The 24,597-nt window shown below is 42.2% G+C and carries 21 protein-coding genes; 9 read left to right on the top strand and 12 right to left on the bottom strand.

The features are described from left to right. Window positions 1-21 precede the first annotated feature (21 nt). The 3 genes from VIM89_RS13345 to VIM89_RS13335 all read left to right on the top strand — a co-directional run bounded on the left by VIM89_RS13345 (window position 22) and on the right by VIM89_RS13335 (window position 4,574). On the top strand, window positions 22-2,280 hold the full coding sequence (locus tag VIM89_RS13345) for a penicillin-binding protein 1A (protein ID WP_488156660.1): 2,259 nt from the start codon (window positions 22-24) through the stop codon (window positions 2,278-2,280). A 121-nt stretch (window positions 2,281-2,401) separates the two neighbouring features. Next, window positions 2,402-4,213 (top strand): excinuclease ABC subunit UvrC, encoded by a 1,812-nt coding sequence (gene uvrC, locus VIM89_RS13340; protein WP_488156659.1) that lies wholly within the window; start codon window positions 2,402-2,404, stop codon window positions 4,211-4,213. Between the two features lie 67 nt (window positions 4,214-4,280). Continuing rightward, window positions 4,281-4,574 carry a GIY-YIG nuclease family protein gene (locus tag VIM89_RS13335; RefSeq protein ID WP_488156658.1) on the top strand — a complete coding sequence of 98 codons (294 nt, stop codon included), beginning with the start codon at window positions 4,281-4,283 and terminating at the stop codon, window positions 4,572-4,574. 131 nt (window positions 4,575-4,705) lie between these two features. Here VIM89_RS13335 and porN read toward each other — a convergent pair whose 3' ends face one another. The 6 genes from porN to VIM89_RS13305 form a co-directional block, all read right to left on the bottom strand. After that, window positions 4,706-5,668 carry a type IX secretion system ring subunit PorN/GldN gene (gene porN / locus VIM89_RS13330; protein WP_488156657.1) on the bottom strand — a complete coding sequence of 321 codons (963 nt, stop codon included), beginning with the start codon at window positions 5,666-5,668 and terminating at the stop codon, window positions 4,706-4,708. A gap of 7 nt (window positions 5,669-5,675) precedes the next feature. Beyond that, a complete protein-coding gene (gene porM, locus VIM89_RS13325) occupies window positions 5,676-7,208 on the bottom strand; it encodes a type IX secretion system motor protein PorM/GldM (protein WP_488156656.1) in 1,533 nt (510 codons plus the stop codon). A 44-nt stretch (window positions 7,209-7,252) separates the two neighbouring features. After that, window positions 7,253-8,053, bottom strand: a complete 801-nt coding sequence (gene porL / locus VIM89_RS13320) for a type IX secretion system motor protein PorL/GldL (protein ID WP_488156655.1) — start codon at window positions 8,051-8,053, stop codon at window positions 7,253-7,255. Between the two features lie 42 nt (window positions 8,054-8,095). Then, a complete protein-coding gene (gene porK / locus VIM89_RS13315) occupies window positions 8,096-9,415 on the bottom strand; it encodes a T9SS ring complex lipoprotein PorK/GldK (protein ID WP_488156654.1) in 1,320 nt (439 codons plus the stop codon). Between the two features lie 267 nt (window positions 9,416-9,682). Further along, the gene (locus tag VIM89_RS13310; RefSeq protein WP_488156653.1) at window positions 9,683-10,441 is read right to left on the bottom strand and encodes a uroporphyrinogen-III synthase; all 759 of its coding nucleotides are present in this window, start codon (window positions 10,439-10,441) and stop codon (window positions 9,683-9,685) included. A gap of 27 nt (window positions 10,442-10,468) precedes the next feature. Next, complete coding sequence (locus VIM89_RS13305) at window positions 10,469-11,446, bottom strand: DUF4271 domain-containing protein (protein ID WP_488156652.1); 978 nt, start codon at window positions 11,444-11,446, stop codon at window positions 10,469-10,471. Window positions 11,447-11,554: 108 nt separating this feature from the next. Here VIM89_RS13305 and VIM89_RS13300 point away from each other — a divergent pair, with 108 nt between their 5' ends. Then, window positions 11,555-11,950 carry a YrdB family protein gene (locus VIM89_RS13300; protein ID WP_488156651.1) on the top strand — a complete coding sequence of 132 codons (396 nt, stop codon included), beginning with the start codon at window positions 11,555-11,557 and terminating at the stop codon, window positions 11,948-11,950. Between the two features lie 29 nt (window positions 11,951-11,979). On the opposite strand, the gene VIM89_RS13295 is transcribed toward VIM89_RS13300, so the two are convergent. Continuing rightward, the gene (locus VIM89_RS13295) at window positions 11,980-14,478 is read right to left on the bottom strand and encodes a family 2A encapsulin nanocompartment cargo protein cysteine desulfurase (protein ID WP_488156650.1); all 2,499 of its coding nucleotides are present in this window, start codon (window positions 14,476-14,478) and stop codon (window positions 11,980-11,982) included. Continuing rightward, window positions 14,465-15,382, bottom strand: a complete 918-nt coding sequence (locus VIM89_RS13290) for a family 2A encapsulin nanocompartment shell protein (RefSeq protein ID WP_488156649.1) — start codon at window positions 15,380-15,382, stop codon at window positions 14,465-14,467. The genes VIM89_RS13295 and VIM89_RS13290 overlap by 14 nt, the downstream gene beginning before the upstream one ends. A 449-nt stretch (window positions 15,383-15,831) precedes the next feature. On the opposite strand from VIM89_RS13290, the gene VIM89_RS13285 reads away from it, so the two are divergent. The 5 genes from VIM89_RS13285 to VIM89_RS13265 all read left to right on the top strand — a co-directional run bounded on the left by VIM89_RS13285 (window position 15,832) and on the right by VIM89_RS13265 (window position 20,135). Then, window positions 15,832-16,029, top strand: coding sequence for a hypothetical protein (locus tag VIM89_RS13285; protein WP_488156648.1), 198 nt, complete (start codon window positions 15,832-15,834; stop codon window positions 16,027-16,029). Between the two features lie 134 nt (window positions 16,030-16,163). Beyond that, complete coding sequence (gene hemW / locus VIM89_RS13280) at window positions 16,164-17,285, top strand: radical SAM family heme chaperone HemW (RefSeq protein ID WP_488156647.1); 1,122 nt, start codon at window positions 16,164-16,166, stop codon at window positions 17,283-17,285. 207 nt (window positions 17,286-17,492) lie between these two features. Beyond that, the gene (locus tag VIM89_RS13275) at window positions 17,493-18,029 is read left to right on the top strand and encodes a fasciclin domain-containing protein (RefSeq protein WP_488156646.1); all 537 of its coding nucleotides are present in this window, start codon (window positions 17,493-17,495) and stop codon (window positions 18,027-18,029) included. Between the two features lie 215 nt (window positions 18,030-18,244). Then, the gene (locus tag VIM89_RS13270; RefSeq protein WP_488156645.1) at window positions 18,245-19,126 is read left to right on the top strand and encodes a cupin-like domain-containing protein; all 882 of its coding nucleotides are present in this window, start codon (window positions 18,245-18,247) and stop codon (window positions 19,124-19,126) included. A 127-nt stretch (window positions 19,127-19,253) separates the two neighbouring features. Next, window positions 19,254-20,135, top strand: coding sequence for a cupin-like domain-containing protein (locus VIM89_RS13265; RefSeq protein WP_488156644.1), 882 nt, complete (start codon window positions 19,254-19,256; stop codon window positions 20,133-20,135). A 180-nt stretch (window positions 20,136-20,315) separates the two neighbouring features. Here the strand turns inward: VIM89_RS13265 and VIM89_RS13260 are convergent, their stop codons facing one another. The 4 genes from VIM89_RS13260 to VIM89_RS13245 form a co-directional block, all read right to left on the bottom strand. Beyond that, window positions 20,316-21,527, bottom strand: coding sequence for an alpha/beta hydrolase-fold protein (locus VIM89_RS13260; RefSeq protein ID WP_488156643.1), 1,212 nt, complete (start codon window positions 21,525-21,527; stop codon window positions 20,316-20,318). Window position 21,528: 1 nt separating this feature from the next. Beyond that, window positions 21,529-22,977 carry an alpha/beta fold hydrolase gene (locus VIM89_RS13255; protein WP_488156642.1) on the bottom strand — a complete coding sequence of 483 codons (1,449 nt, stop codon included), beginning with the start codon at window positions 22,975-22,977 and terminating at the stop codon, window positions 21,529-21,531. 156 nt (window positions 22,978-23,133) lie between these two features. Continuing rightward, window positions 23,134-23,937, bottom strand: a complete 804-nt coding sequence (locus VIM89_RS13250; protein WP_488156641.1) for a helix-turn-helix domain-containing protein — start codon at window positions 23,935-23,937, stop codon at window positions 23,134-23,136. 229 nt (window positions 23,938-24,166) lie between these two features. Continuing rightward, window positions 24,167-24,586, bottom strand: coding sequence for a YybH family protein (locus tag VIM89_RS13245; protein WP_488156640.1), 420 nt, complete (start codon window positions 24,584-24,586; stop codon window positions 24,167-24,169). Window positions 24,587-24,597: the final 11 nt, after the last annotated feature.

The following is a 24,597-nucleotide window of genomic DNA, read 5'->3' as shown; positions in this document are numbered from 1 at the left end:
CCCTGAATTAAAATTTGATAAATGGCAGTTAAAACAGTTAAATTAACTCAAGAGGATATAAAAAGATACAACGGTTACATATGGAAATTCGTTGCCGGTTGTTTTTTGCTTGTAATACTGATTATTGCAGCTACTTACCTGGGCGTGTTTGGCCCTTTGCCCACCTTCCGCGACATAGAAAACCCGAAAAGTAACCAGGCATCTGAAATCATCTCGTCAGACAAGCAAGTGCTGGGTACTTATTACGTAGAGAACCGCTCGAATGTAACTTACAAGCAGATTTCGCCCAATGTAATTAACGCGCTTATTGCTACGGAGGACGAACGATTCAGGGAGCACTCGGGCATAGACTTCCGGCGAATGTTCAGCATTGTGTTTCTGAACATCTTTAAAAAGCAGGGTGGCAGTACCATTACCCAGCAATTGGCTAAGCTCATTTTTACCGAGCAGCCATCCCACAATAAAATTATCCGTATCACGCAAAAGTTTAAAGAATGGATCACGGCGGTACAGCTGGAAAAGCATTACACCAAAGAAGAGATCATCACCATGTACCTGAATAAAGTTGACTTTGGTGCATATAATACTTTCGGCATCAAATCGGCGGCCCGTACTTATTTCAGTACTACGCCGGATAAATTAACTCCCGACCAGGCAGCTTTATTAATGGGCATGATAAACGCCCCAAGTACCTATTCGCCGATAAAACATCCTGACAGGGCTTTGGGTCGTCGTAATAATGTGGTATTGCCTTTAATGGCTAAACAACATTTCATTAGTGAAGACGAACTTGAAAAATACAGGAGTGAGCCGCTTGGTTTGAAATTTAATCCAATAAGCCACACTGATGGTCCTGCACCCTATTTCAGGGCGGTGCTAAAAAAAGAAGTGCAAAAGATATTCGACCAGGAATCAATTACCAAAGCTGATGGTACCCCATATGATCTGGACAGAGATGGCCTGAAAATCTACACTACTATTAATTATACCATGCAGCAATATGCTGAAGAAGCGCAGGCTGAATACATGAGGAAGTTGCAGGTTCAGTTTAATGATCACTGGCATGGATATACTTTATCTAAAAGTATAGCAAACTTCAAGCTATTGATCGATCAGGGTATGCACCGTTCGGACAGGTATAAGGCTGATACTGCACAGGGGATGTCTCCGGAAGAGATCAGGAAAGATTTTAATACGCCTACAAAAGTTGAGCTGTTTACATGGAAAGGCGATACCACCATGACTATGAAGCCGATCGACTCCATTGTGTATTCAAAGATGTTGTTACGTAATTCTTTGATGAGCATGGACCCCAAAACCGGTTACATTAAAGCCTGGGTAGGTGGTATTAGCTTCGAACATTATAAATACGATCAGGTTAAAGACGGAACCCGCCAGGTAGGCTCGACTGCAAAACCGTTTACTTATGCAGTAGCTATTGATAATGGCTATTCGCCTTGTATGAAAGTCGATAATGTCCCGGTTGAGATCGATATTCCCGGCCAGGATCCCTGGATTCCAAGACAGTCACAATACGATCTGCAGCCAGGAATGATCACCCTGCGTACTGCCCTGGCTTATTCGCAAAATTATGTGACGGCCTATTTAATGAAACAGGTTGGACCGGTTCCCGTGGTGAACCTTATCAAGAAAATGGGCGTAACATCACCAACGGTGCTGCCTTATCCTGCTATTTGTTTAGGAGTATTTAATGCTTCGGTGTATGATATGGTGGGTGCCTATTCCGTATTTGCAAATCACGGTATATGGACAGAGCCGACTTTTATTATGCGTATAGAGGATAGGAAAGGTAACGTTCTTTATACACACAAACCAAGGATAAGCCAGGCCATGAACGAGCAAACAGCCTATGTGATGACTTATATGATGAAGGGCGTAATTGAAAACGGTACCGGGTCAAGACTAAGATATACTTATCATATCAACAACCCTGTTGCCGGTAAAACAGGGACACCTCAGGATAACTCAGACGGTTGGTTCATGGGTATGGTACCGCAATTGGTAACCGGCGTATGGACAGGCTGCGAGGATCGTGATTTCCACTTCAGGTCTACAAGGCTCGGTGAAGGCGCCAATACCGCTTTGCCTATATTTGCATTATATATGCAAAAAGTGTACGCCAATCCGGAGTTAGGCATCAAGAAGGACACAGACTTTGATGCACCTAAAACCCCATTGACGATCACTATCGATTGCAGCGCATACGATCAGCAGGAACAGGGTACACCAAATGAGGTGGACAAGAAACTCGATTTTTAGTGTTGGTTGTATTAGTTGAAGTGGTTGTAATGGTTGTAGTAGTTGAAATGGTTTATTACTATTGACTGCTCACCTCTCACTATTCACCACTCACTATTCACCACTCACCACTCACAATGTTATGGAGAAGTTTGATTATAGGGCGGCGTTAAAAAAAATACCTCATAAACCAGGTGTATACCAGTATTGGGATTCGGAAAATGAATTGATATATATTGGTAAGGCGAAAGATTTGCGCAATCGTGTCAACTCCTATTTTAATAAAGACATTAATGTAAATGCCAAAACGAGAGTTTTGGTGTCCAAGATACGCAACATCACTTTTACCATTGTTGATTCTGAAGTAGATGCCTGGCTGCTGGAAAATGCCATGATCAAAAAGCATCAGCCAAGGTATAATGTGATGCTGAAGGATGATAAAACTTATCCCTGGATCATCATCAAAAACGAGAATTTTCCCCGCATTTTCTGGACAAGGCGTATTATTCGCGACGGTTCTAAATATTTAGGCCCGTATGCATCGATAAGTATGATGCATGCGATACTCGACTTGATCAAAGAGACTTATCCCCTGCGCACCTGTAACCTGGCATTGACAAGACAGAATATTGATGCAGGGAAATTTAAGGTATGCCTTGAATATCAATTAGGAAATTGCAAAGGCCCATGCCAGAATTTTCAGACCGAAGAAGATTATGCCCATAATATTGAAGAAATAACAGATATATTAAATGGTAAGATCGGTGCAGTGCTTCGCGCCCTTAAGTCGGATATAGATAAAGCTGCCTCTGATTTGAATTTTGAGCTGGCACACCGTTTGAAAAGGAAATTCGATCTATTAGAAAACTACCAGAGTAAATCAACCGTCGTTAACTCATCTATTACAGATGTGGACGTGTTCAATATTGCATCTGATGAGAAATATGCCTTTGTTAACTTCCTGAAAGTAATGAACGGTACCATTATTCAAACGCAAACCATCGAGTTAAAGAAACGATTAGATGAGGATGATGAAGAACTGTTGTCACTTGCCATTTCAGAGTTCAGGTCGAGATATAATAGCCACTCAAAAGAAGTAATTGTACCATTTGATATTCATATTGATGACCCCTCGATAAAATTCACTGTACCTAAGCTGGGTGAGAAAAAGAAACTGCTTGATCTATCACATAAGAATGTGCAATTCTTTAAGAAAGAGAAGATCGATCAGTATGAAAAACTCAATCCCGAAGTCCGTACCGAACGTTTGCTGACGCAGATGATGAAAGATCTACGAATGAACCAGCTTCCACGGCATATCGAATGTTTTGATAACTCCAATTTCCAGGGTAAGTACCCGGTATCGGCCATCGTGGTATTTAAAGATGCCAAACCATCTAAAAAAGATTACCGGCATTTTAACGTAAAGACCGTTGAAGGTCCGAATGACTTTGCAACGATGGAAGAGGCCGTGCACCGTCGTTACCGCCGTATGCTGGATGAAGGTACAGAACTGCCGCAATTAATCATTATTGACGGCGGCAAAGGCCAGTTATCAGCAGCATTAAAAAGCCTTAAACTGTTAGGTATCGATAAACAGGTAACTGTGATCGGTATCGCAAAACGATTGGAGGAACTGTATTACCCTGGCGACCAATATCCCCTCTATCTTGATAAAAAATCGGAGACTTTAAAAATCATTCAGCAACTGCGTGATGAGGCGCACCGCTTTGGCATTACTTTCCACCGTAAAAAGCGCGATAAGGGTACTTTAGCTACCGAGCTGGAATTAATAGAAGGCATCGGCAAAACCTCTGCTGAGAAGCTTTTAAAATACTTTAAATCAGTAAAAAAGATCCGCGAAGCGAGTGGCGAGGAATTACAGGAAGTGGTGAATACCAAGCAGGCGAATGCGATTTTGAGTTATTTTAGGGAGAAAGTAGTAAGCGCGTAAAAAGCATGGTGTCATGCTGAGGCACTCGAAGCATAGCGCGGTGGGAATAAAGGAGTAAAAACATCAAATGAACCAATATTTTGTCTACATATTACTTTGCAGCGATAATTCTTATTACACCGGGGTAACCAATGATCTAGACCGGCGCATCTATGAGCATGACAGTGGCTTTGATCCAAAATCTTATACTTTTAAAAGAAGACCTGTGGAATTAGTGTTTCATGAAATGTTTACTGAGATCACGCAGGCAATAGCGTTCGAGAAGCAAGTTAAAGGTTGGAATAGAAAAAAGAAAGAAGCCTTGATACAAGGGCGATGGGATTTACTTCCGGAATTGTCAAAACGAAAACAATCCTCTTAATTAAGTATAGCGCAGGGGCCTTTACGCACCATGCTTCGAGTGCCTCAGCATGACACCCTCTAGATATCGTAAAACAAAAAAAAGTCCCGGGCATAAACCCGAGACTTATGACTTTAGACTTATGACTTAACTTAGTATGACCACAAATTAAGTTCCCAGTCCATTAATTGTTTCTTTATACGCTCAGCTTCGTAAAGCTTGTCGATACCCTGAGCATAGTCTTTGATACGTTCGTCTTTATCGTTAGATACTTTTACGATATAGCTGGTAAATATTCTTTTCATGAATACATCATCAAAGCTCAAGCCGGTAGCATCACTATTTCTGCTTACAACCTCTTTGGTAGCCAGTACCTGGCGTGCATCAGGGAAATAGATCCAGAACGCAGGTTGATAGTCGCCTGCAATGCCACCAACTTTAATTCTGATCATTGGTGCGATACCTACAATGCGTGGTTCAAAAACAGAACGCTGCCTGTCGAATATCCAGTCTTCTTTGATACGGAATTTAACTATGCTATCAGCGTCAAATTCACCGGCTTTTAATGTCGATCCGATTTTATCACCATTCTTATCGAATTTATCTACCACAACGCTGTCAGCCATTTTATTCCTGGCTTGTGCGGCAGTTAAAGGCCTTGAAAACTCATCACCATTGATGTCATCCTTCTGGCCAGGGGTAGCGTCATAGGCTGTCAACTCGCCGGCCTGTATAGCGTCCATGAACACATCGATCAGACGTCTTTTAGGCGAAGAAAGATACTGGTTCATTTTTTCGCGGGTGTCGATCTCGCGCCATACGCGTTTAGCATACGCCACGTCCGATTCGCGCAGATTCGGGTATGGAGTAACTTTCGCACTCAGGATATTGGTCTTTTTATAATAACCGTCGAGCGGCCTGTCAAACGGTTTGGCAGGTTTGGCGCTTGCTACCTGTTTCTTTGTAGTGTCAACAGTAGCTTGCGTACCTGCGTTTGAAGGTGCATTTTGCGTAGTTGTTGCAGGCTTCTTGGCTGTTGTCCTCTTCTTACGCTTTTGCGCATATCCCGCCGCACATGCCAGGCACAATACAATTACTAAAATCTTCTTTTTCATAATGCTATTAATTTGCACTTAATACAATATCATCCAATCCGCGCTGACCACCAGGGCCTGTTGCCATAATATTACCGAATATCACTTTTGTACCAGGGCCTATAGAACTCATCGCTCGTTTCATTTCAGCGGTTAATTCGCTGCTTGAGCTGTTTAATATGATCGCATCCTGGCGTGGTTTCATGATATACATAGTAAATCTACTCACTGTAAAATTGATATCGAAATAAAAATTCTCCAGTTTGGCAAAAAGTCTATCCTGTGCCTTTAAGTTAGCTGCGCTGGTTGCACCACTGCTTTTGCCTGCAAACTGTGCTTTAGGGTCAGGTATACGTTTTATTCTGAAAGGCGTTGAGCCTAAAACCTGTGTTTTACCACCAAGTTCACCTGATACTGTTATAGTTGCGTCACCAGGAGCACCTACAGTAACTTCATATTTTCCGTCCTTACCAGTATATGAACCGTTTGATACACTGATATGCAGCTTGTCTTTAGGAACACCCGGCGCCGAAACTGATACAGGATTTTGTACACCAATGAACAATACATTCATCTTATCTGGTGATACCACAGCTGATGGCTTTGCTACCTGGTAAGTTTGTGGCGGTGTTTTGTATTCTTTGAAAGAGCCATCGGTTTGTTTTACCCTGATTGTACCTGTCCATGTGTGCATACCTTCACCACGGGTATCGCCTGAAAACTTACCAACTCCCTGGTCAGTAGGTAATCTTGATCCGTCAACTGTAATATCTGGAGTTGAGTGCGAATCAGATGCAGTTAAAAATACCTGCGCGGTATAAGGCTGACCAACCAATACATAGCTTGTTGGTGCCACAGCAACTGCCTGGAATTTATCCAGGTTAACAACTGCCTGGTCAACTTTACCTAATATCTTTTTAACAACTTCATTTTCTGAGTTCTTGATGTCCGATTGAATCTTCACTAATGCGGTCATTGCTGCGCCCATTGGTATACCTTCGCCAAAGTTTGCCTGTTCCCAGTCTTTTGTTGGGAAACCGGCACGTGGCTTTGGCGGAATAGCCTGTAATGGCAGGTTCATCCCTGCACGATCTTTAGCGTCAACAAGAGCTAACATCGCTTCACGTGTTGAATCTATCTTTTTATGAAGATCATAAGCGTGTTTTCCACCGTCAACCATAAAATGCACTGACTCGTCCAGGTTTTCACGGCCTTCATAGTCACCGGTTGCCTCACTAATACCACCGGTTTCTTTTGACATTTCAGTTTTCAAAGCCTCAACATATACGTCAAGCTTTTCCGATAATTGCTTAGCTTTTAGCGCGTCTTCATGAGGCTTCTTTGCTCTTTCCGGTTCATCTTTTAATTTGGTTTTTTCAAATGCATCAAATGTATTACCAATACCGGTTTGAACGTTCTTTTTAGAAGCATTCAAGCTGTCGCTTATATTTTTAAATGAGTCCAGCAAATTCTCCGGCACATCCAGGGCAATCAAGCCTAAAAGTACCAGGTACAGTATGCCTATCATTCGCTGTCTAGGGGTTTCTTTACCTCCGGCCATTTTGCTATTTTTCTATATATACTATTAGTAGCTTCTGTTAATTATTATACGCGCGGCTGGCTCATTGCTGACAACATGTTGCCATAGATCGAGTTCAATGAACTCAGGTTCTTAGCCAAACGTGCAACTTCACTCTTGAACTGTTGTGAATCTTCCAGCGACTCGTTAAAGTTCTGCATGGTGCTTGCCATACTGTGGTAGAACTTATTCATCGATTTCAAATGCGCGCTCGAATCCTGTAATTCCAGTTCGTAAACTGCATTTAAAGCTGACAAGTTCTTCGCCAGGTTATTCACTTGTTCGTGATATGCTTTTGAGTCGATGTTTGAGTTTGCCATTTCCTGCAGATTTGCAGATGCCTGGTCAAATGCAGAGCTCAATTTATCGTAGCTTGCACTTGCAGTTTTTACTTTCGCTGTAAACTCATTGGTAGCAGCGCCTGCATCGGCAACTTTTGAAATGTTTTGAACTTTATCGCCAAAGGTTCTTAACCCTTCGCCAAGGCTGCCGATCAGTTCAGGACCGATCTTGGCATCATCCAGCATTTTATCTAATGCTGCAGTGCTTGATGACCCGCCTACGCTACGTACAGTAGCTTTTGGCAACTCGCCTTTAAATTCTTCGCTTAATTCAGGGTAAACACGTGTCCAATCGATATGTGCTTCTTCGTTTTCTCTCTGGAAACCCAAAAGGAAGAACAATGCTGCTTCTGTTACAAGTCCTGCGGAGATGAACAGACCGCCATAAGGCCAGTGCTGAATTTTAAATAATAGACCGATGATTACAACGGTTGCTCCCCAGGATACAATATTGGTAATACCGTAAGGTTTTTTCTTCCCAGCCATGATAATTTTAAATAATGAGTGTAATGATTGTTGTTAATTAAATTAGTGTTTGTCTTTTATATCTCGTCCTAAATAGTGTGTTACACAGCGAAAACCAATGTATGACTTAGCAGTGTCCTGGTATTCATACGTACGGGTTGAGTTTTGAAGGAAGTAACCAACGTCTTTCCATGAACCACCGCGCACCACTTTACGTTTCAGCACCGGCGGGTCGTTTGGTTTAGCTTCATAATCAAAACTGGGGGCAAGATCATGAACAAATGTAGAAGCGGATTCATCGAACGCTGAAGCAGTCCATTCAGCTACGTTTCCAGCCATATTATACAGCCCATAGTCGTTAGGGAAATATGAGCGAACATTTACAGTATAGGCACCGCCGTCATCGGCATAATTACCGCGACCTGGCTTAAAGTTTGCCATCAGACATCCTTTGGCATTTTTGATATACGGACCACCCCAAGGGTAATCGGTACCGATCCTGCCGCCCCGCGCTGCGTATTCAAATTCAGCTTCAGTTGGCAGTTCGTAACGGCCTCTTGGAGGCAGGTGACGTGATTCTTTATAAGCTTCATTGTAGCGTGTACGCCATACGGTGAAAGCTCTTGCCTGGCGCCATGTTACACCTACAACAGGATAGTTGCGGTATGCAGGGTGAGAGAAATAGCTCTCAACCATTGGCTCGTTGGCAGCATAAGAGAAGTCGCTTAACCAAACCAGGGTATCAGGATAAACCGGAACAGTATCGCGGTAAATGAAGTCTGATCTCTTTTTGGTTTTGTCGTTTTTATAGTCAGATGCGTCGCGCAGTTTAAATAATGCGTAGTTGTATTTCAGCAGACGTACATCCAGTTCGTTTTTATCAAATACCCTGTCATCACCCTGGTAATACATTCCCTGCAGTTTGGCAGCATGTGCAGCATTGCCTTTTTTTGCGCCGTTGAAAGAAATGGGATAGTGCTTTACATAGTTCCAGTTGATATACTTCTTACCGTTGGTTTTTACGCCCTTTGGAGGTTTGATATAAAACTTGTCGTCGTGAAGATAATTGGTGATAGCGATTGAGTCGCGTACCCAGTTTACAAATTGTCTGTACTTCGAGTTGGTGATCTCGGTCTCATCCATGAAGAATGCGTTTACAGTAACTTGTTTGGTTTGGGCAATTTGGGCAAATGTAACGTCCTGGTCGGTTTGACCCATCAAAAATGAGCCTGCGGGAATGTAAACCATGCCGTACGGGACTTCAGCTCTGAATGACCTTTGTGCTACACCGGTCACCTCACCTCTGTCGCCCCCTCTGCTACAGCTGCTTAGCAGCATAACCCCACCGGCCAAAACTGTTAATAAATAGTATATCTGCTTCATTTTTAATTTCTAATCAGTTGTCTGGATATAACGAAATTATGCCCTTTTATATATAAATCAGTTTAAGTTAATTAGAACACAAATATGTTGTTTTACTTGTAAAAACAATGAGCTAATCATAACAAATTTATAAATTAATAGTTTACCCGTGCAAAACATATCAACTTATAAACTAAACAGTTACTACTCGCAGCTAATTTAATACAAGGCATTATACGTCCTGCAGCTATAAAATGTTGCAGGACGTTATGATAAAATCTTTAAAAATTATTTGTTAACCATCTTAACGTATTGCTCAAGAGCCATAGTCATTGATGGGGCGCCGGGAGTTGGCGCAGGGATATCTAAAATTAAACCGGCATCTAAAACTGCCTTATGTGTAGTAGCGCCAAAAGCAGCTATACGAGTGTTATTTTGCTTAAAATCAGGGAAGTTCTTATAAAGCGATTGTATGCTGGACGGGCTGAAGAAAGCCAGCACATCATAAAATACATCAGCAAGGTCTGACAAGTCGCTGCATACTGTACGGAACAATACCGCAGGGGTAAAATTGTAGCCGTTATCCAGCAGGAATTTTTGGGTTTCTTCGGCAGCCACATCCGAACAAGGATAAAGGAACTTCTCGCCGGAGTGCTTTTTCAATACCTCAGCCAGGTCGGCTGCGGTTTGTTTGCCAAAGAATATCTTTCTCTTGCGATACTGGATATACTTCTGGAGATATAAGGCGATGGTCTCAGAAAGACAGAAGTATTTCATTTCAACCGGCACTTCAAAACGCATTTCTTCGCAAATACGGAAAAAATGATCGGCTGAATTGCGGCTCGTAAAAATAACGGCGGTAAAATCAGATAAGTTGATCTTTTCTTTTCGGAAATCTTTCGCCGGCACACCCTCTACATGGATAAAAGACCTGAAATCGATCTTCAAATTATACTTCTTAGCCAGTTCGGCATAAGGGTTTTTATCATTTTCGGGCTTTGGTAAGGTAACCAGTATACTTTTAACCTTTTTCTTTCTTTCTTCCAAAATCTTTAAAATATAAAAATCTAATACCTATATATTTAACGCCTTTATCAAAATTAAAATAGGGCAAATTTCGAGGGCACAAAGATAGACAATTAAATAGAACTTATGAAATAGTATGTTAGAAACCATTTCTACGCTGCTTCGTAAGTACTGCCATATAAATATTACGATAGCTAAAACCAGCGCTATCCACAAAATGTAGCTAATTAGTTCGGCTGCCAACAAACAGAAACATACCGTAACAGGTAGAAAAACGAAGCCGATATTAAAATAGGTAAGGTATAATGTCGACAAGTATTCAGTAACCAGTTTGTTTATATTGAAAACAAAGCCCAGGAATTTCACGATCAAAAACTTAATAGCCAGCGCCGCCAGGATGATCCCGGAAAACGATACGAAGAGCCTTACACCGTTGATGCTATAATAAACGCCTTTATATTGTGCGAGCTGATAAAGGAACAAGCCGAATATCAATCCGAATAACAAAAACAGGGCAATAAAAGTCCATGCATTAATAATGCTATCTTCCTTCCCTGCCTGAGAGAGCACACGTTTGCTATAGAATGACTGCCAGACGCTTTCGACATCCTTACTCATGATACGATTGAGCAGGCCTGTATATAGGAGCAATCCTATAATGGTAGCTATAACCCACTGATCACGGGTTTTGCGGGAGTGACCTTCTTTCAGCAGATTTTTTGATTCATGGGGTATATCGAGGAAGTTGTTACTTCCCTTGTATAAATTCATCTTCAGCAAAGTATCCACCAGCAGATTGCGGCGCAATGGATTGCCCGGACGGACATAAATAGTAGCCAGTGAATCGGCGACAAACTGCTCCCTTTGCTGCATGGCCAGCGCTACAGAATCGAGAAATGGAAGGCGATTGGCATTATTACCAGATATGGAGGTATCGTAGCCTTGCGGTGCCGATGCATCCTGCTGCGCGTGCGCATTACCTGCCAGAAAAGTAAAGATCAGCAAGACTATGACAACAATACGCATATAACTATACGGGGCAAATCAAATATTGCCGCAAAGTTACCTGAATATTTGATTGTTTCATAAATGGATATTTACTTTAGTGTTAAACAAAAAATATTTATTGCCCGAATGAACACCAATCCAGTAAACCTTGCAGTGCGTTTTTTATTAGAAATTGCAATGCTGATAGCATTAAGCTATTGGGGCTGGCATTTAAACGGTTCCTGGCGATATATTGGCGTAGCTGGGTTACCAATAGCAGCAGCCGCTTTGTGGGGGATATTCCGTATCCCCAATGACCCCAAACCGGCACCTGTAGCCATTCCAGGAATTTTCCGTTTGCTATTGGAATTGGGTCTGTTTGGGTTCGCAAGCTGGGCTTTGTACGATCTTGGGTATTCAACATTAAGTATACTAATGGCTTCTGTTGTTATTATACATTATATGGTATCTTACGATCGTACGTGGGTTATGCTGAGGAATAAATCTTATGAAGGCTTTGTAAAACAAAAAAGCAGCCTTTGAGGGCTGCTTACTAATCTTGTGAAACTGAGTTAAGATTTTCGTGTGCCTTTTAACTTGTGTAAAGTAAGCACGAGGGTATCAATATCCGCACAGGTGTTATAAAAAGCCAGGGATGGCCTCACCGTACTTTCCACGCCAAATCTTCTTAATATTGGCTGCGCACAATGATGGCCTGAGCGAACTGCAATTCCTTCCTGATTAAGAGCATGACCCACCTGTTCAGTACTGTAGCCATCTAAGACAAAGGACATTACACTGGCCTTATCCGCTGCTGTACCAATCAGGCGTAAGCCAGGAACTTCTTTCAAAAGCCTGGTGGCGTATTCCAATAAATAATGCTCGTACTGTGCTATCAGATCGATACCTATACGGCTTACATAATCTAAAGCAGCACCAAGCCCAACTGCATCGGCTATGTTACCAGTGCCCGCTTCAAAACGCAAAGGCGCATTATGATATTGGGTATACTCGAAAGTTACATCCTTTATCATATTGCCCCCGCCCTGCCATGGTTCAGTTTCATTCAGTAATTCTTCCTTACCATACAATACGCCAATACCTGTAGGGCCGAAAATTTTGTGCCCGGAGAAAACAAACCAATCGGCATCCAACGCCTGAACGTCGGCACGCATGTGTGAGACAGACTGCGCTCCATCCACCAATACCTTTGCCCCGGCCTGGTGTGCCATGTCGATGATTTGCTTTGCAGGAGTTATAGTACCTAGAGCGTTTGACACTTGCGAGAAAGACACCAGCCGTGTTTTAGGTCCAAGCAGCTTAGAGTATTCGCCCAATATTACCTGCCCGCTATCGTCTACAGGAATTACTTTGATCTTCAACCCTTTCTTAGCAGCTAATTGTTGCCAGGGTACAATATTGGCATGATGTTCCAAATGGCTCAGGATGATCTCATCACCGGCTTTTAAATACTGTTCACCCCAACTTTTGGCCACCAGGTTAATGGCCTCGGTAGTACCCCGCACAAAAACGATCTCATTGGCTGAATTGGCGTTGAGAAATGTTTTTACTTTTTTACGGGCCTCTTCATAAGCATCAGTTGCCCGTGCGGCCAGTTCATGAGCAGCACGATGGATGTTGGAGTTCTCGTGCTCGTAAAAGTAGCTGATACGGTCTATCACCTGTCGCGGCTTTTGGGTTGTGGCCGCATTATCCAGCCAGATCAATGGCTTACCATTCACCCTCTCCTGCAAGATCGGAAAATCCAGTTTTATGCGGTTAACATCAAACGAATTTCCGCCGTTATTTTTAGCTTCTTTCTGAGCAGGTTGAATTGATTCAAGAGCCGTCCGTAGATGGTTCCTTTCATTCAGAAAATAAAATCCTGAAGCGGCTGGAGTGTAAGGCAATTGCTGATCAGGAAAGGATGTGTTGACTCCTTTCAATAACTGCAATAGCTCCGTTTCAAATGGCTGCTCAGTATAGTAAGGTAAACTTTGCAGCGAGGATGGCAAAGTGTAATTATTTGTCGGCTGAAGCGGAGTTTTCAGATCAAACTGCGTAAAAGCATTCGCATCCTCCAGGTAAGAAGAATATTGACTACCCGATGGCTGCTGTGTTACTTTCTTACTGGCGCTCTGTTTGTTAGGATCCGGGAAACTGGTTTGTGGATTTTTCAAATCGACTGCATTGTGCTGCTCGATGGCCGAAGGAGATATACCGCTTCCTGCTACCGATTCCGGCACATGCCCTAAGCCTGTGGTATTTGGATCGGGCAAAGAAGTCTGCGGATTTTTTACATCCACTGAATTTCCATGCTCAAAACCTGACGGAGAAATACCGCTACCAGCCACTGATTCAGGGACGTTACCCAGCCCGGCACTATTTGGATCAGGCAGACTGGTTTGCGGATTTTTAATGTCAACTTCATTACCGTGATCAATGACAGATGGGGATTTACCACTACCCGCTACAGACTGTGGCACGTTGCCCAGGCCTGTGCTATTAGGGTCAGGCAAAGAAGTCTGCGGATTTTTTACATCAAACGCATTTGCTTGATTAATGGCTGATGGCGATATCCCGCTGCCGGCTACTGATTGTGGTATCGATCCTAAACCGATCATGTGCGATCCCGGAAAAACCGGTTGCGGGTTTCTTAAGTCGATGGAGTTTGGATTGCTGATTGCCGACGAGGACACACCCGCTCCGCCTACCGAGAAAGGCACCTGCCCCATTCCGACAGATTGCGGCGATGGAGTAAAAGGCTGTGCATGCGGCACGTCAACACCATTCAGTGTGCTGGTGTAGGATGGCGATATTCCACTCCCTGCAATAGAGGCAGGAATACTGGTTATGCCTTGTGAGCCAACTCCCGGCAGATCAATAGGAATATTTCCAGAACCTAAATTACCGTATTGCTGCACTGAACCAGGATCAAAAGACTGCTGATTAAACTGTTCAGCTTTCAATCCTTCTGGAAAAGTACCGGGCAAGGCTGAGAAAAACTGGTTGGCCAGTTTCTCTAAAGCCGCTATATCGGGCAATCCTTCAGGATATTCATTGGTATTCATGGTAATTTCCTATTTCAACATCCTCTAATACTGCGATGGCATCATCCACCAAAACAGCTAACGAACAATATAACGAAACAAGATAGGATGCTATAGCCTTGCTATTGATCCCCATAAAGCGTACCGAAAGGCCCGGCGACTGTTCGCCTGGTAAGCCCGGCTGATATAAACCAACCACACCCTGCCTGCTTTCGCCGGTGCGCAATAATATAATTTTAGTCTTACCGCCAACGATTGGTACTTTATCCGAAGGGATCAGCGGCAAACCACGCCAGGTTAAGAACTGTGAGCCAAACAGCGATACTGTTGGCGGAGGTACGCCCCTGCGGGTACATTCGCGGCCAAAGGCAGCTATTGCTTTAGGATGCAGCAGGAAAAATCCCGGCTCTTTCCAAACCTTGGCGATCAGGTCATCCAGATCATCGGGCGTTGGCGAACCTTTACGGGTTTTGATACGCTGCGATGGTGCTATGCTGTTTAATAAGCCGTAATCCTTGTTATTGATCAGCTCACTTTCCTGTCTTTCTTTTACAATTTCGATGGTAAGGCGCAACTGCTCGCTGATCTGGTTATAGGGCTTGCTATACAAATCGGATACGCGGGTATGCACATCTAATACCGTATTTACAGCACTCAGGTTATACTCGCGCGGGTTTTCTATATAATCCACGAAAGTTGAGGGCAAAGAACGTTCATCACGTGCTGAGCAATCTACTTCTACATTTTCAGCGTCCTTAACTTTGTTCAAACGGTAAACACCTGACTCCACCGGTATCCAGCTCATCAAATGGGTTAACCATCTTGGGGTAATAGACGACAGCTGTGGTACTGTCCTGGTGGCGATTGCCAACTGTCTCGCGGCGACGTCGCCAAGTGCTGTTTGCTTAGGTTTTTCTTCGGCCATAAGATTAATGTTTAATTATTAGTAGATATTAATTTTCTTTCAAGGTACAGTAAAGCCGATAGAATTAATTAACAGTAACTATTTAGTTTTTAACAAATTAAATCTACAAACTCTGCACCACAAGTATACTATATTAAATCCATGGATTTTATAGCATAAATGAGTTTATTTTTCAACATCAGTAAAATAGTTTACCTCATTTAGGATGCAAGCAGCTCTTACCCAAATTTTGCAGCAGAGCGATCAGAATTATTTTATCAGGCAATAACGGCGACGGGCGGGACGATCTTCTGATTGAAGTATTGATCCACAGTGAATTGTTGATCTACAGCGAAATAGCAAACAGGTTACAATTAAAAACCATTAAGCAAACTTATTTGTCATTTACTCAATAAAATTAAACTAATATCAAGTAACTTTACCAATATGAAAACAACTATTTTACCAATATGAAAACAACTGCTACTACGACGAAAACAACCACCCCTGCCAATCTGAACACATCTTCTGCAAACATTCCTTCCACAAAAAAACAATGGGCAAAGCCCGAGATCGTGCTGATCAATTCAGGCGATGTAGAAACAGGCCATAGTTATTTTATTCACGAAAGCGCCACAAATAGCGGGGGCCCCTTTTATCATAGCTAATGCTGTAAAAGACGTTTTATTCAATAACCATTTATCCAAACCCATGATATAAATATCACCAGGTATATCTTTTCCATATTGGATAAAAAAGTTCTTTAATTTTGATGCCGGTAATAAATGTTATCCAATAAAGTATGGCGGGCATCTATATTCATATTCCTTTTTGCAAACAAGCTTGTCACTATTGTGATTTTCATTTCAGTACCTCTCTGGCGTATAAATCGGAACTTTTAAAGGCATTGCAACAAGAGATGAGTCTTCAAAAGGACTTTCTGAATGGCGAGACGATCGAAACGGTCTATTTTGGAGGGGGCACACCGTCGCTTTTAGAAGGAGAAGAGATAAATCAGCTGATCAGCACCATTACTGATCATCATACGGTATCATCAGGTGCAGAGATTACTCTGGAAGCTAATCCGGATGACCTCGACACCAAAAAACTAAATGCTTTAAGACAAACGCCTGTCAACCGTTTCAGTATAGGCATACAATCATTTTTTGATGATGATTTGATATGGATGAACCGGGCGCATCGCTCAAACGAAGCAGAGTCATCCGTAAAACGTGCACAGGATGCCGGGTTTGAAAATATAACCGTCGACCTGATCTATGGCTATCCCCTGCTGACCGACCCAAAATGGAAATATAATTTGGACAAAGTATTTGATCTTCAAGTTCCGCACATATCAGCCTATTCCATGATAGTTGAGCCACGCACCGCATTGGCCTCATTCATCAAAAACAAAAAACAACCAGCAATGAATGAGGAGCAAAGTTCGGAGCAGTTCATTCAGCTGATGGAAGCCATGCAGGCACAGGGTTTTGAGCATTACGAAATATCTAATTTTTGCAAACCGGGACATTACTCAAAGCATAATACCAATTATTGGAGAGGTGTAAAATACCTGGGAATAGGTCCTTCTGCACATTCTTATGATGGTGAAAAACGCCAGTGGAATATTGCCAATAATGCCAAATACATTCAAGCTATTGAGAAAAAGACCATTCCTGCTGAAATCGAAATATTAACAGAAGAGAACCGCCTGAATGAGTATATCATGACCTCGCTCCGCACCCAATGGGGTTTGAATCTGGAACAATTAAATGCAATTGCAAAAGGTGCATCCGAGCCATTATTAAAAGAAGCAGAAGAGTTCCTGGAAAAAGGTTGGATCAGTCAAAAAGGCCAGGTCATTTACCTTACTCAAACCGGGAAATTGTATGCAGATCATATTGCGTCGGAATTGTTTTTCTAATACTACAGGCTAATCAATAAATTATATCTACCTGTATATCAGCAAAATATACAATATTTTCATTTGATTAAAATCCGTTGCGAAGCAAGCCCCGTATCTTCCATCAAATAACTTACAATCAAAAAATAAATGAGCCTGCTGTTTAGCTGCAGCACAAGAAATTTCTCCTGGCAGGATCATTTAACAATTAAAAACCAAACAATTAAAATGAAAAAATTCATTATCGCAGTCATTGCAATGGCAGCTGTTGCAATCACTCATGCTCAAACTAAAATGGTAGGTGGCGCTGCCATGTATCCTACAAAAAACATTGTAGAAAACGCTGTCAACTCAAAAGATCACACCACATTAGTTGCCGCTGTTAAAGCCGCCGGATTGGTAGAAACTTTAGAGTCGACAGGTCCATTCACCGTATTTGCCCCTACCAATGAAGCCTTTAATAAATTACCTGCCGGAACAGTTGACAACCTGGTAAAACCTGAAAATAAAGAAATGCTCACCAAAATCTTAACCTATCATGTTGTTCCGGGCCGTTTAAGCTCTGAGGAACTATGGGCCAAAGTAAAAGCAGGCAATGGCAAAGCGGAATTAACTACCGTACAAGGCGAAAAGTTAACTGCTATGGCAAAAGGCAAAAAGCTGTACCTTGTTGATGAAAAAGGCGGCGAATCATGGATCACCATAGCCGACGTAAACCAAAGTAATGGCGTAATCCACGTAGTAAACACGGTATTAATGCCTTGACCAGTTTGCAGTTATCAGTTGGCAGTTGGCAGCCAATAAGTGGTTTTACATTAAACAAATTTTGCCCACTGCAAACTGCCCACTGCAAACTTAATAAAGGCCCGTGCGCTGCGCCGCACGGGCCTTTTCTATTGTCAGATGAGCATCAAAACATTCGCATGTTTTTCACGTTTTTTTAATTTTCAATTAATTTTGCGTGTTAATTTATTGTGAACATGAGTTTAAGACTAACCCCTATTGACAGAGTTGATCACATCACAAAAGAAGATTTCGTAAAGAATTATCTCGAACCGAGAAAGCCCCTGGTAATCAGAAAAGCAACCGAATCGTGGCCTGCTTTGCAAAAATGGACCTTTGAATATCTGAAGGAAGTAGTCGGCGATAAAACTGTTCCGCTGTATGATAGCTCAAAAGCCGATCCCTCAAAACCGATCAATGCCGCGGCGACTGAAATGAAGTTTGCTGATTATATCGACCTGATTCAGACTCAGCCTACAGATCTCCGCATATTTTTATTTGATCCCATAAAGCAAGCTCCGGCACTTCTGGACGATTACCGTTCTCCATCCGACCTGATGGGTGGTTTTTTGGATAAATACCCCACTATGTTTTTTGGGGGTGCGGGCTCGGTTACTTTCCTGCATTTTGATATCGATCTTGCCCACATTTTTCATACTCATTTCAACGGACGTAAGCATGTGATCCTGTTTGATTACAAATGGCGAGAGCGTTTATACTGCATTCCATTCGCTACCTATGCTTTGGAAGATTATGATATTGAAAATCCCGACTTCAAAAAATTCCCTGCATTAGATGGCATTGAAGGTCAGGAAGCGTTCCTGGAACACGGTGATACCCTGTTTATGCCTACCGGTTACTGGCATTGGATGAAATACCTTGATGGATCATTCTCTATTTCATTGCGTGCATGGGATAAATCATGGGTCATCAAGGCAAAAAGTTTATACAACCTGACTGTTCAACGCAAATTCGATGATATCATGAAGAAGAATTTCCGTCAAAAATATATGGAATGGAAGGAAGAACTTGCTGTTAAACGGGCTGAAAAAGCCTTAGCCGCAGGTGAGCCGCGATAGGCCTGCTATTTTGTTAGCAATAAAAAACTGATTTAATTAATTGTAAAGCTTATCTTAGTAGACTGGTATATTGTATAATTTAAACCGGAAAGAACCGTTTAAAAATGATTGCCGTTTTTGCTAAAATATGAGTTTTATTCTGCGCCCTATTGATACTGTTGATACGATCAGTCCTGTAGATTTCACTGAAAACTATTTAAAACCCCGTCGCCCATTAATTATAAAAGGCCTCACTAAAGACTGGCCCGCAGTCCAGAAATGGACACCGGAATACCTAAAAAGTGTAGTAGGTGATAAAGTAGTGCCACTGTATGATAACTCAAAAGCTGATCCTTCAAAACCTATCAATGCAAAGGCGGCAGAGATGCCTTTTAATGAATATATTGATCTGATAAGAAGCCAGCCTACCGAACTTCGTATATTTTTCTTTAACATCTTCAAACAGGCACCGGAGTTAATAAATGATATCATATTACCAAAAGACCTGATGGGGGGATTTATAGAAAGCATGCCCGCTATGTTTTTTGGGGGATCGAACTCAGTTACTTTCCTGCATTATGACATCGATCTTCCGCATATTTTTCATACACATTTTGTGGGACGCAAGCATGTGATCCTGTTTGAAAACAAATGGAAACGCCGCCTATACTGCTTGCCTAATGCCACTTATGCTTTAGAGGATTATGATGTACTGAGCCCTGACATAGAAAAGTTCCCTGCTCTAAACGGTGTTGAAGGGATCGAAGCCTTCCTGGAACACGGTGATACCTTATTTATGCCTACCGGCTGGTGGCACTGGATGAAATACCTGGAAGGCTCCTATTCGTTAAGCCTTCGTGCATGGGATGCATCATTCACCCGTAAAGCTGCGAGTCTATATAATCTTGCCATTAAAGGCGGGGTAGATAGTTTGCTCAAGATGACCTTTAAAGGCGACTATGCCCGCTACCGCGAGAAAGTAGCTATTAAATGGGCGAACCGGGCTTTAGCGGCTGGGAAACCATATTGAGAAGTCGTGAGTTCTGAGTCTTGAGTCAAAAGCAAAAAATGTCATGCTGTCCGCTAGTTAGCGGATCAGCGCTCTACAGGACATTCACGCTTGCATGGTCTGCGAGCTGCTAATTGCAGACTTTCCAATCGCGTACCCTTCAGATGGGTTGCCGATCCGCTAGCCAGCGGACGGCATGACTTACCTTTTATTAAGCAACACATTTAGTTTCTGGCGTGTATCCGGTACTTCCTGCAGGCTTAATGCCTTTCTAAAAGCTTCAATAGCCTTTTGCTTTTCACCTGCGGCTATATAATAATCGCCCAGGCTGTCAAAAGCATTAGAACTATTGGGATACATTTGTGTATTACGGATAAACAGTTTATAAGCTACTGCCATTTTGTGGTTACCCATGCAACTATAAGCCAGTTCGTTTACTGAATTTTCCGTTGGGAATACGGTATAGCCCATTTTTTCGGAGACCATATTATAGTGAGCCGCCAAAACTGAATCCTCATTTAATTCCGGGTGTCCACTGAACTGGCTGGTTCTGAACGGGTAAAAATCAAACAAAAAACGCAAGGCCTCGTATTCTGAAATCAGCTCGACCGTACCGTGGGTCTCATTAGGGAAAAACTTTGATGACCAGCGTAAACCAGCAGGCTTGTTCTCTCTTAAAAAATCTACAAAAGGTAATACAGCCTTTGTGACCGCAGCAATTGTGACGTTGGTATCCTTCAAAACAGATATCGTATCCATCCCCGGCGGGATATTATTGGCAATACCTACAAACAGGGATTTATTCTTAAGATCGCGCTTCGATATTTCGCCTTCCTGTTTTTTGACCCATCTTTGCTGATCCCACCAAATACTTGGGTCAAGAGCGATGTAGGTATTAAACAAATTGGTATGATTAAAAAAGGCATTTACGACTGCTAATCCGCCCAGGGAATGCCCGCTGATCATCCGGTAGCTGGCGGTTGGATATTTTGAATCGATATAAGGTATTAATTCTTTCTCGATAAAACTGAAAAAATTCTCGCCTCCACCTGATAGTTTTGCATCCCCGGCATTCACTATAGCACTCGGATTAACTTTGGTTGGTGTCAGGTCGCGTTCACGGAAGCTGTGCCCCATATTATCAATTCCGACAACGATCATAGGCGGTATTAAACCGCTCATTTGTTCGGATATAGCTACTGCAGATTGAAAATGATCTTCGCCATCGAAAAGGTATAATACCGGGTAACGTTGATTTTTACCGCCCTCGGGAATATGAACCCGGATGGCACGTTTTTCATTCAGAACTTTGGAATAAATTGTATCAACAGTACCGATGACTATGCGGTTATCTTTTTGAGCATAGGCTGAGAGGCCAGCCAATAAGAATATAAAGAATAGTAATTTTTTCATTTCAATAAGCTTTAACTTTTTTACCATCGGCAACTACCGGGCTAAATGGATGTGCCAAAAATGCAGCAAGCAATTCGTCGCCTTCTCTTGTGTTCAACAGAGGGGCATGTGTTTTATCTGTAAACAGCAATCGCTGGCTATTAGGCATATAATGATGGATCAGATCGTTATAATAAGGCCTGCAATATGGATCAGTATCACCTGAGCTCAATAATACCGGGAGATGTGAATACACAGGTGTCTTGGCAATCGGATCGACTGATTTTACCTTCCAGCAATCGCATATCGGATGGTTGGCATCATTAAAATGATACCCGGCGAAATATGGGAACATTATATTTTGCTTATCGATCACTTTCTGATCGGCATAATTGATCTGTTCTGAGCAGTACATCGAAAAGCGCATACCAGCAGTAGAAGTTCCGGCGCCGAACACACCATCAAAATATTCTGTCATATAACTCTTCAGATTGCCGGCCATCAACTGAGTAATGACGTAAGGCACATTTTTCAATTCCCGGTTGGATTGAAGCTTATTCATTAAAACATCGATCAACTCATCGCGGGTATATTTGATGCGGATACTATCGGGCTTATCTTTTTCCTTGTAGGTAAGATAGAAAGTCTTGTTGGCAATAGAATTCAGATAATCATGAAAACGCTGACGGAGATTTCCGTACCTGGCTTTATCCGTCGAATCCCTGTCGCAATTGCTGAATATTTTATCAAATGCCTCATTGATACTAAAAACAGCATCTTCCTCATAATTAACAAATCCCGGCAAGGCTGAATCCAATACTACTGAGCGTATATGCTGCGGAAAATTGCGCATCACGGTCATCATCAAGCCGCCGCTGTAGGAGATACCCACCAGGTTTATGGAGTCGATATTTAATGCACGGCGCAGGTCTTCAATATCTGCTGCGTTTTCAATGGTATTATAAGCATCCAGGTCGATGCCCTCGCTCACCAATCGTTTACGGCAGGCTTTTACTGCTTGCAATATCATGCTATCACGATTTAATCCTTTGCGATATGATTCTTTGATCGCTTCAGGAACTTCGGTGCAGTTTAACCACGGCTTGGCGTAGTAGGTACCACGCTGTTCAAAGGCAATATAATCGCGATCCTTTATAAAAGCACGGTTATGAACAAACGTTACACCATGCAGTGAACTCGCACCCGGACCACCGGCGGTATACAGCACAGGGTCCTTATGCTTATTCGGATTTTTACTTTCTACATAGATAAAAGGCAGCTTGATGGTTCTTCCGTTAGGCTTATTGCGATTTTCAGGAACTATCAAATAAGCACAACGGGTTTTCAGGCTGGTATCGGCTTTAAAGGCACATTCGCAGGGTTCAATTTTAGGCGTATAGCCTTTTTGCTGCGCGATGCTTGTTTGCTGAAAAAGATTGAAAAATATTATAACAGATATCAGGTATTTCATTGTGACAAATTCTTTTTCAACAAAATAAAAGTTTAGAAACAATGGAATTTAGTAAAAAACGGACAATTTGCCTCACCCCAACCCCTCTCCTTTTGGAGAGGGCTTTTATCATCAGTTTATTTAAAGTCCTCTCCTTTGCAAAGGATTTAGGTGAGGTTAAGCCGCCACATGTTCAATAAGCTTCTTGCCTGTGAACCGCACTACTTCTTTGTAAAAATGACTCATATCATAATAGCCAAAATCATAAGGAGTAAAATCAGCCTTATTATTCACATACTCTGTTAAAGCAGTGCGGGCGCGCATAACTGAAAAGTAATTCTTAGGCGAGATACCCACTACCCTGTTGAAATATCTATTAATTGTTTTAGAGGTGACAAACATCTTTTCGGCTATCTCGCTCGTGTTCAGGTGCATGTCATAGTTGTCAATACAATCTCTCACAAAGCGCAGGTAATGATCTTTTAGCTGGCGCTCTTTAAATGAGCCTAGCAGGTAATTCTGCATCAATTCACATCTTTCCAAAAAAGTTATTGGCTTTTTGATCTGATGGAGAAGTTTCGCAGGTAAAATAGCGCCCAGGTCAACCATGCGATCCACGCATTTAAGCTGGCTAATCCCTAAAACGGCTTCCAGTCCGCCGGGATAAAACTTGATAGTGAAAATATTATCAGACGGTGTATTAAACCGCTCGACAATGGAATCGCGCAGAATCAAAATGTCCTGCTTAGCATTGATACGATACTGTTGGTAACCAACGGAAATCAGATAAGGAGCACCGAGATTGATGTAAAAAGTCGGCGTCCAGCTCGGGAACATCTTAACTGAAAAGTTGGAATTGCCAATATATTTTTGAGTTGATTCGACAGACGATTCAGAGAAAAACTCGATGTGATCTGCCAGCCCGGGACAAGCCTCCGTAAAGGTGTATATCTTGCGTATGTTATCGAATATCTCAACCATTGATTATAAGACGTAAGCAAAAGACCAATAGTTACACAATCTGATCCCAAACTGCACAATAAAACCCCGATGTCATTTCGAACCCGCAGTATGGCCTATTTGGTAGCGCGGGTGAGAAATCTTATACGACATGCAAAGCGAATATGCAGGGCGAACATGTAATGCGCAGAAGATTTCTCTTCGCCCTCCTACTCTTTCCCCAACTGCTCATTTGAAATGACAAAGTTTATTACGAAGTATGATCACAAACAATCTTCCACTCACCATTAATTCTTCTAAACCAAAGCGTAAAATAACCACCCGGCGTATCTTTCTCCCGTTTTAAACGCCATCCGCCTAAAACAAAAGCATTATTGCCATCCAGTATTTTTACCTGTATGATATCAAAAGTAAGCTCTCCCATCGCAGTTTTATCGGGATATGCTTTTTTATAACGATCGATAGTTTTTTGCCAGCCATATACCGGAGCATCTTTACCAACAAAAACAAGAGAATCTGACTTCCAGTAACCTTGCATATAAGCGTCAATATCTCCGCGGTTCCAGGCCAGGCGCTGATCTTCCAATATTTTTTTAACAGCCTCTTTATCTTGTGCGAATAATGAGCAGGAAAACAGAAACAGGGCAAAAAAGGTTATTATTGTTTTCATATCCGAAAATA

Source organism: Mucilaginibacter sp., from assembly GCF_036568825.1.
GTDB lineage: Bacteria > Bacteroidota > Bacteroidia > Sphingobacteriales > Sphingobacteriaceae > Mucilaginibacter.
The sequence above is the reverse complement of the archived record's forward strand: the minus strand, read 5'-3'. Positions and strand labels throughout refer to the sequence as shown.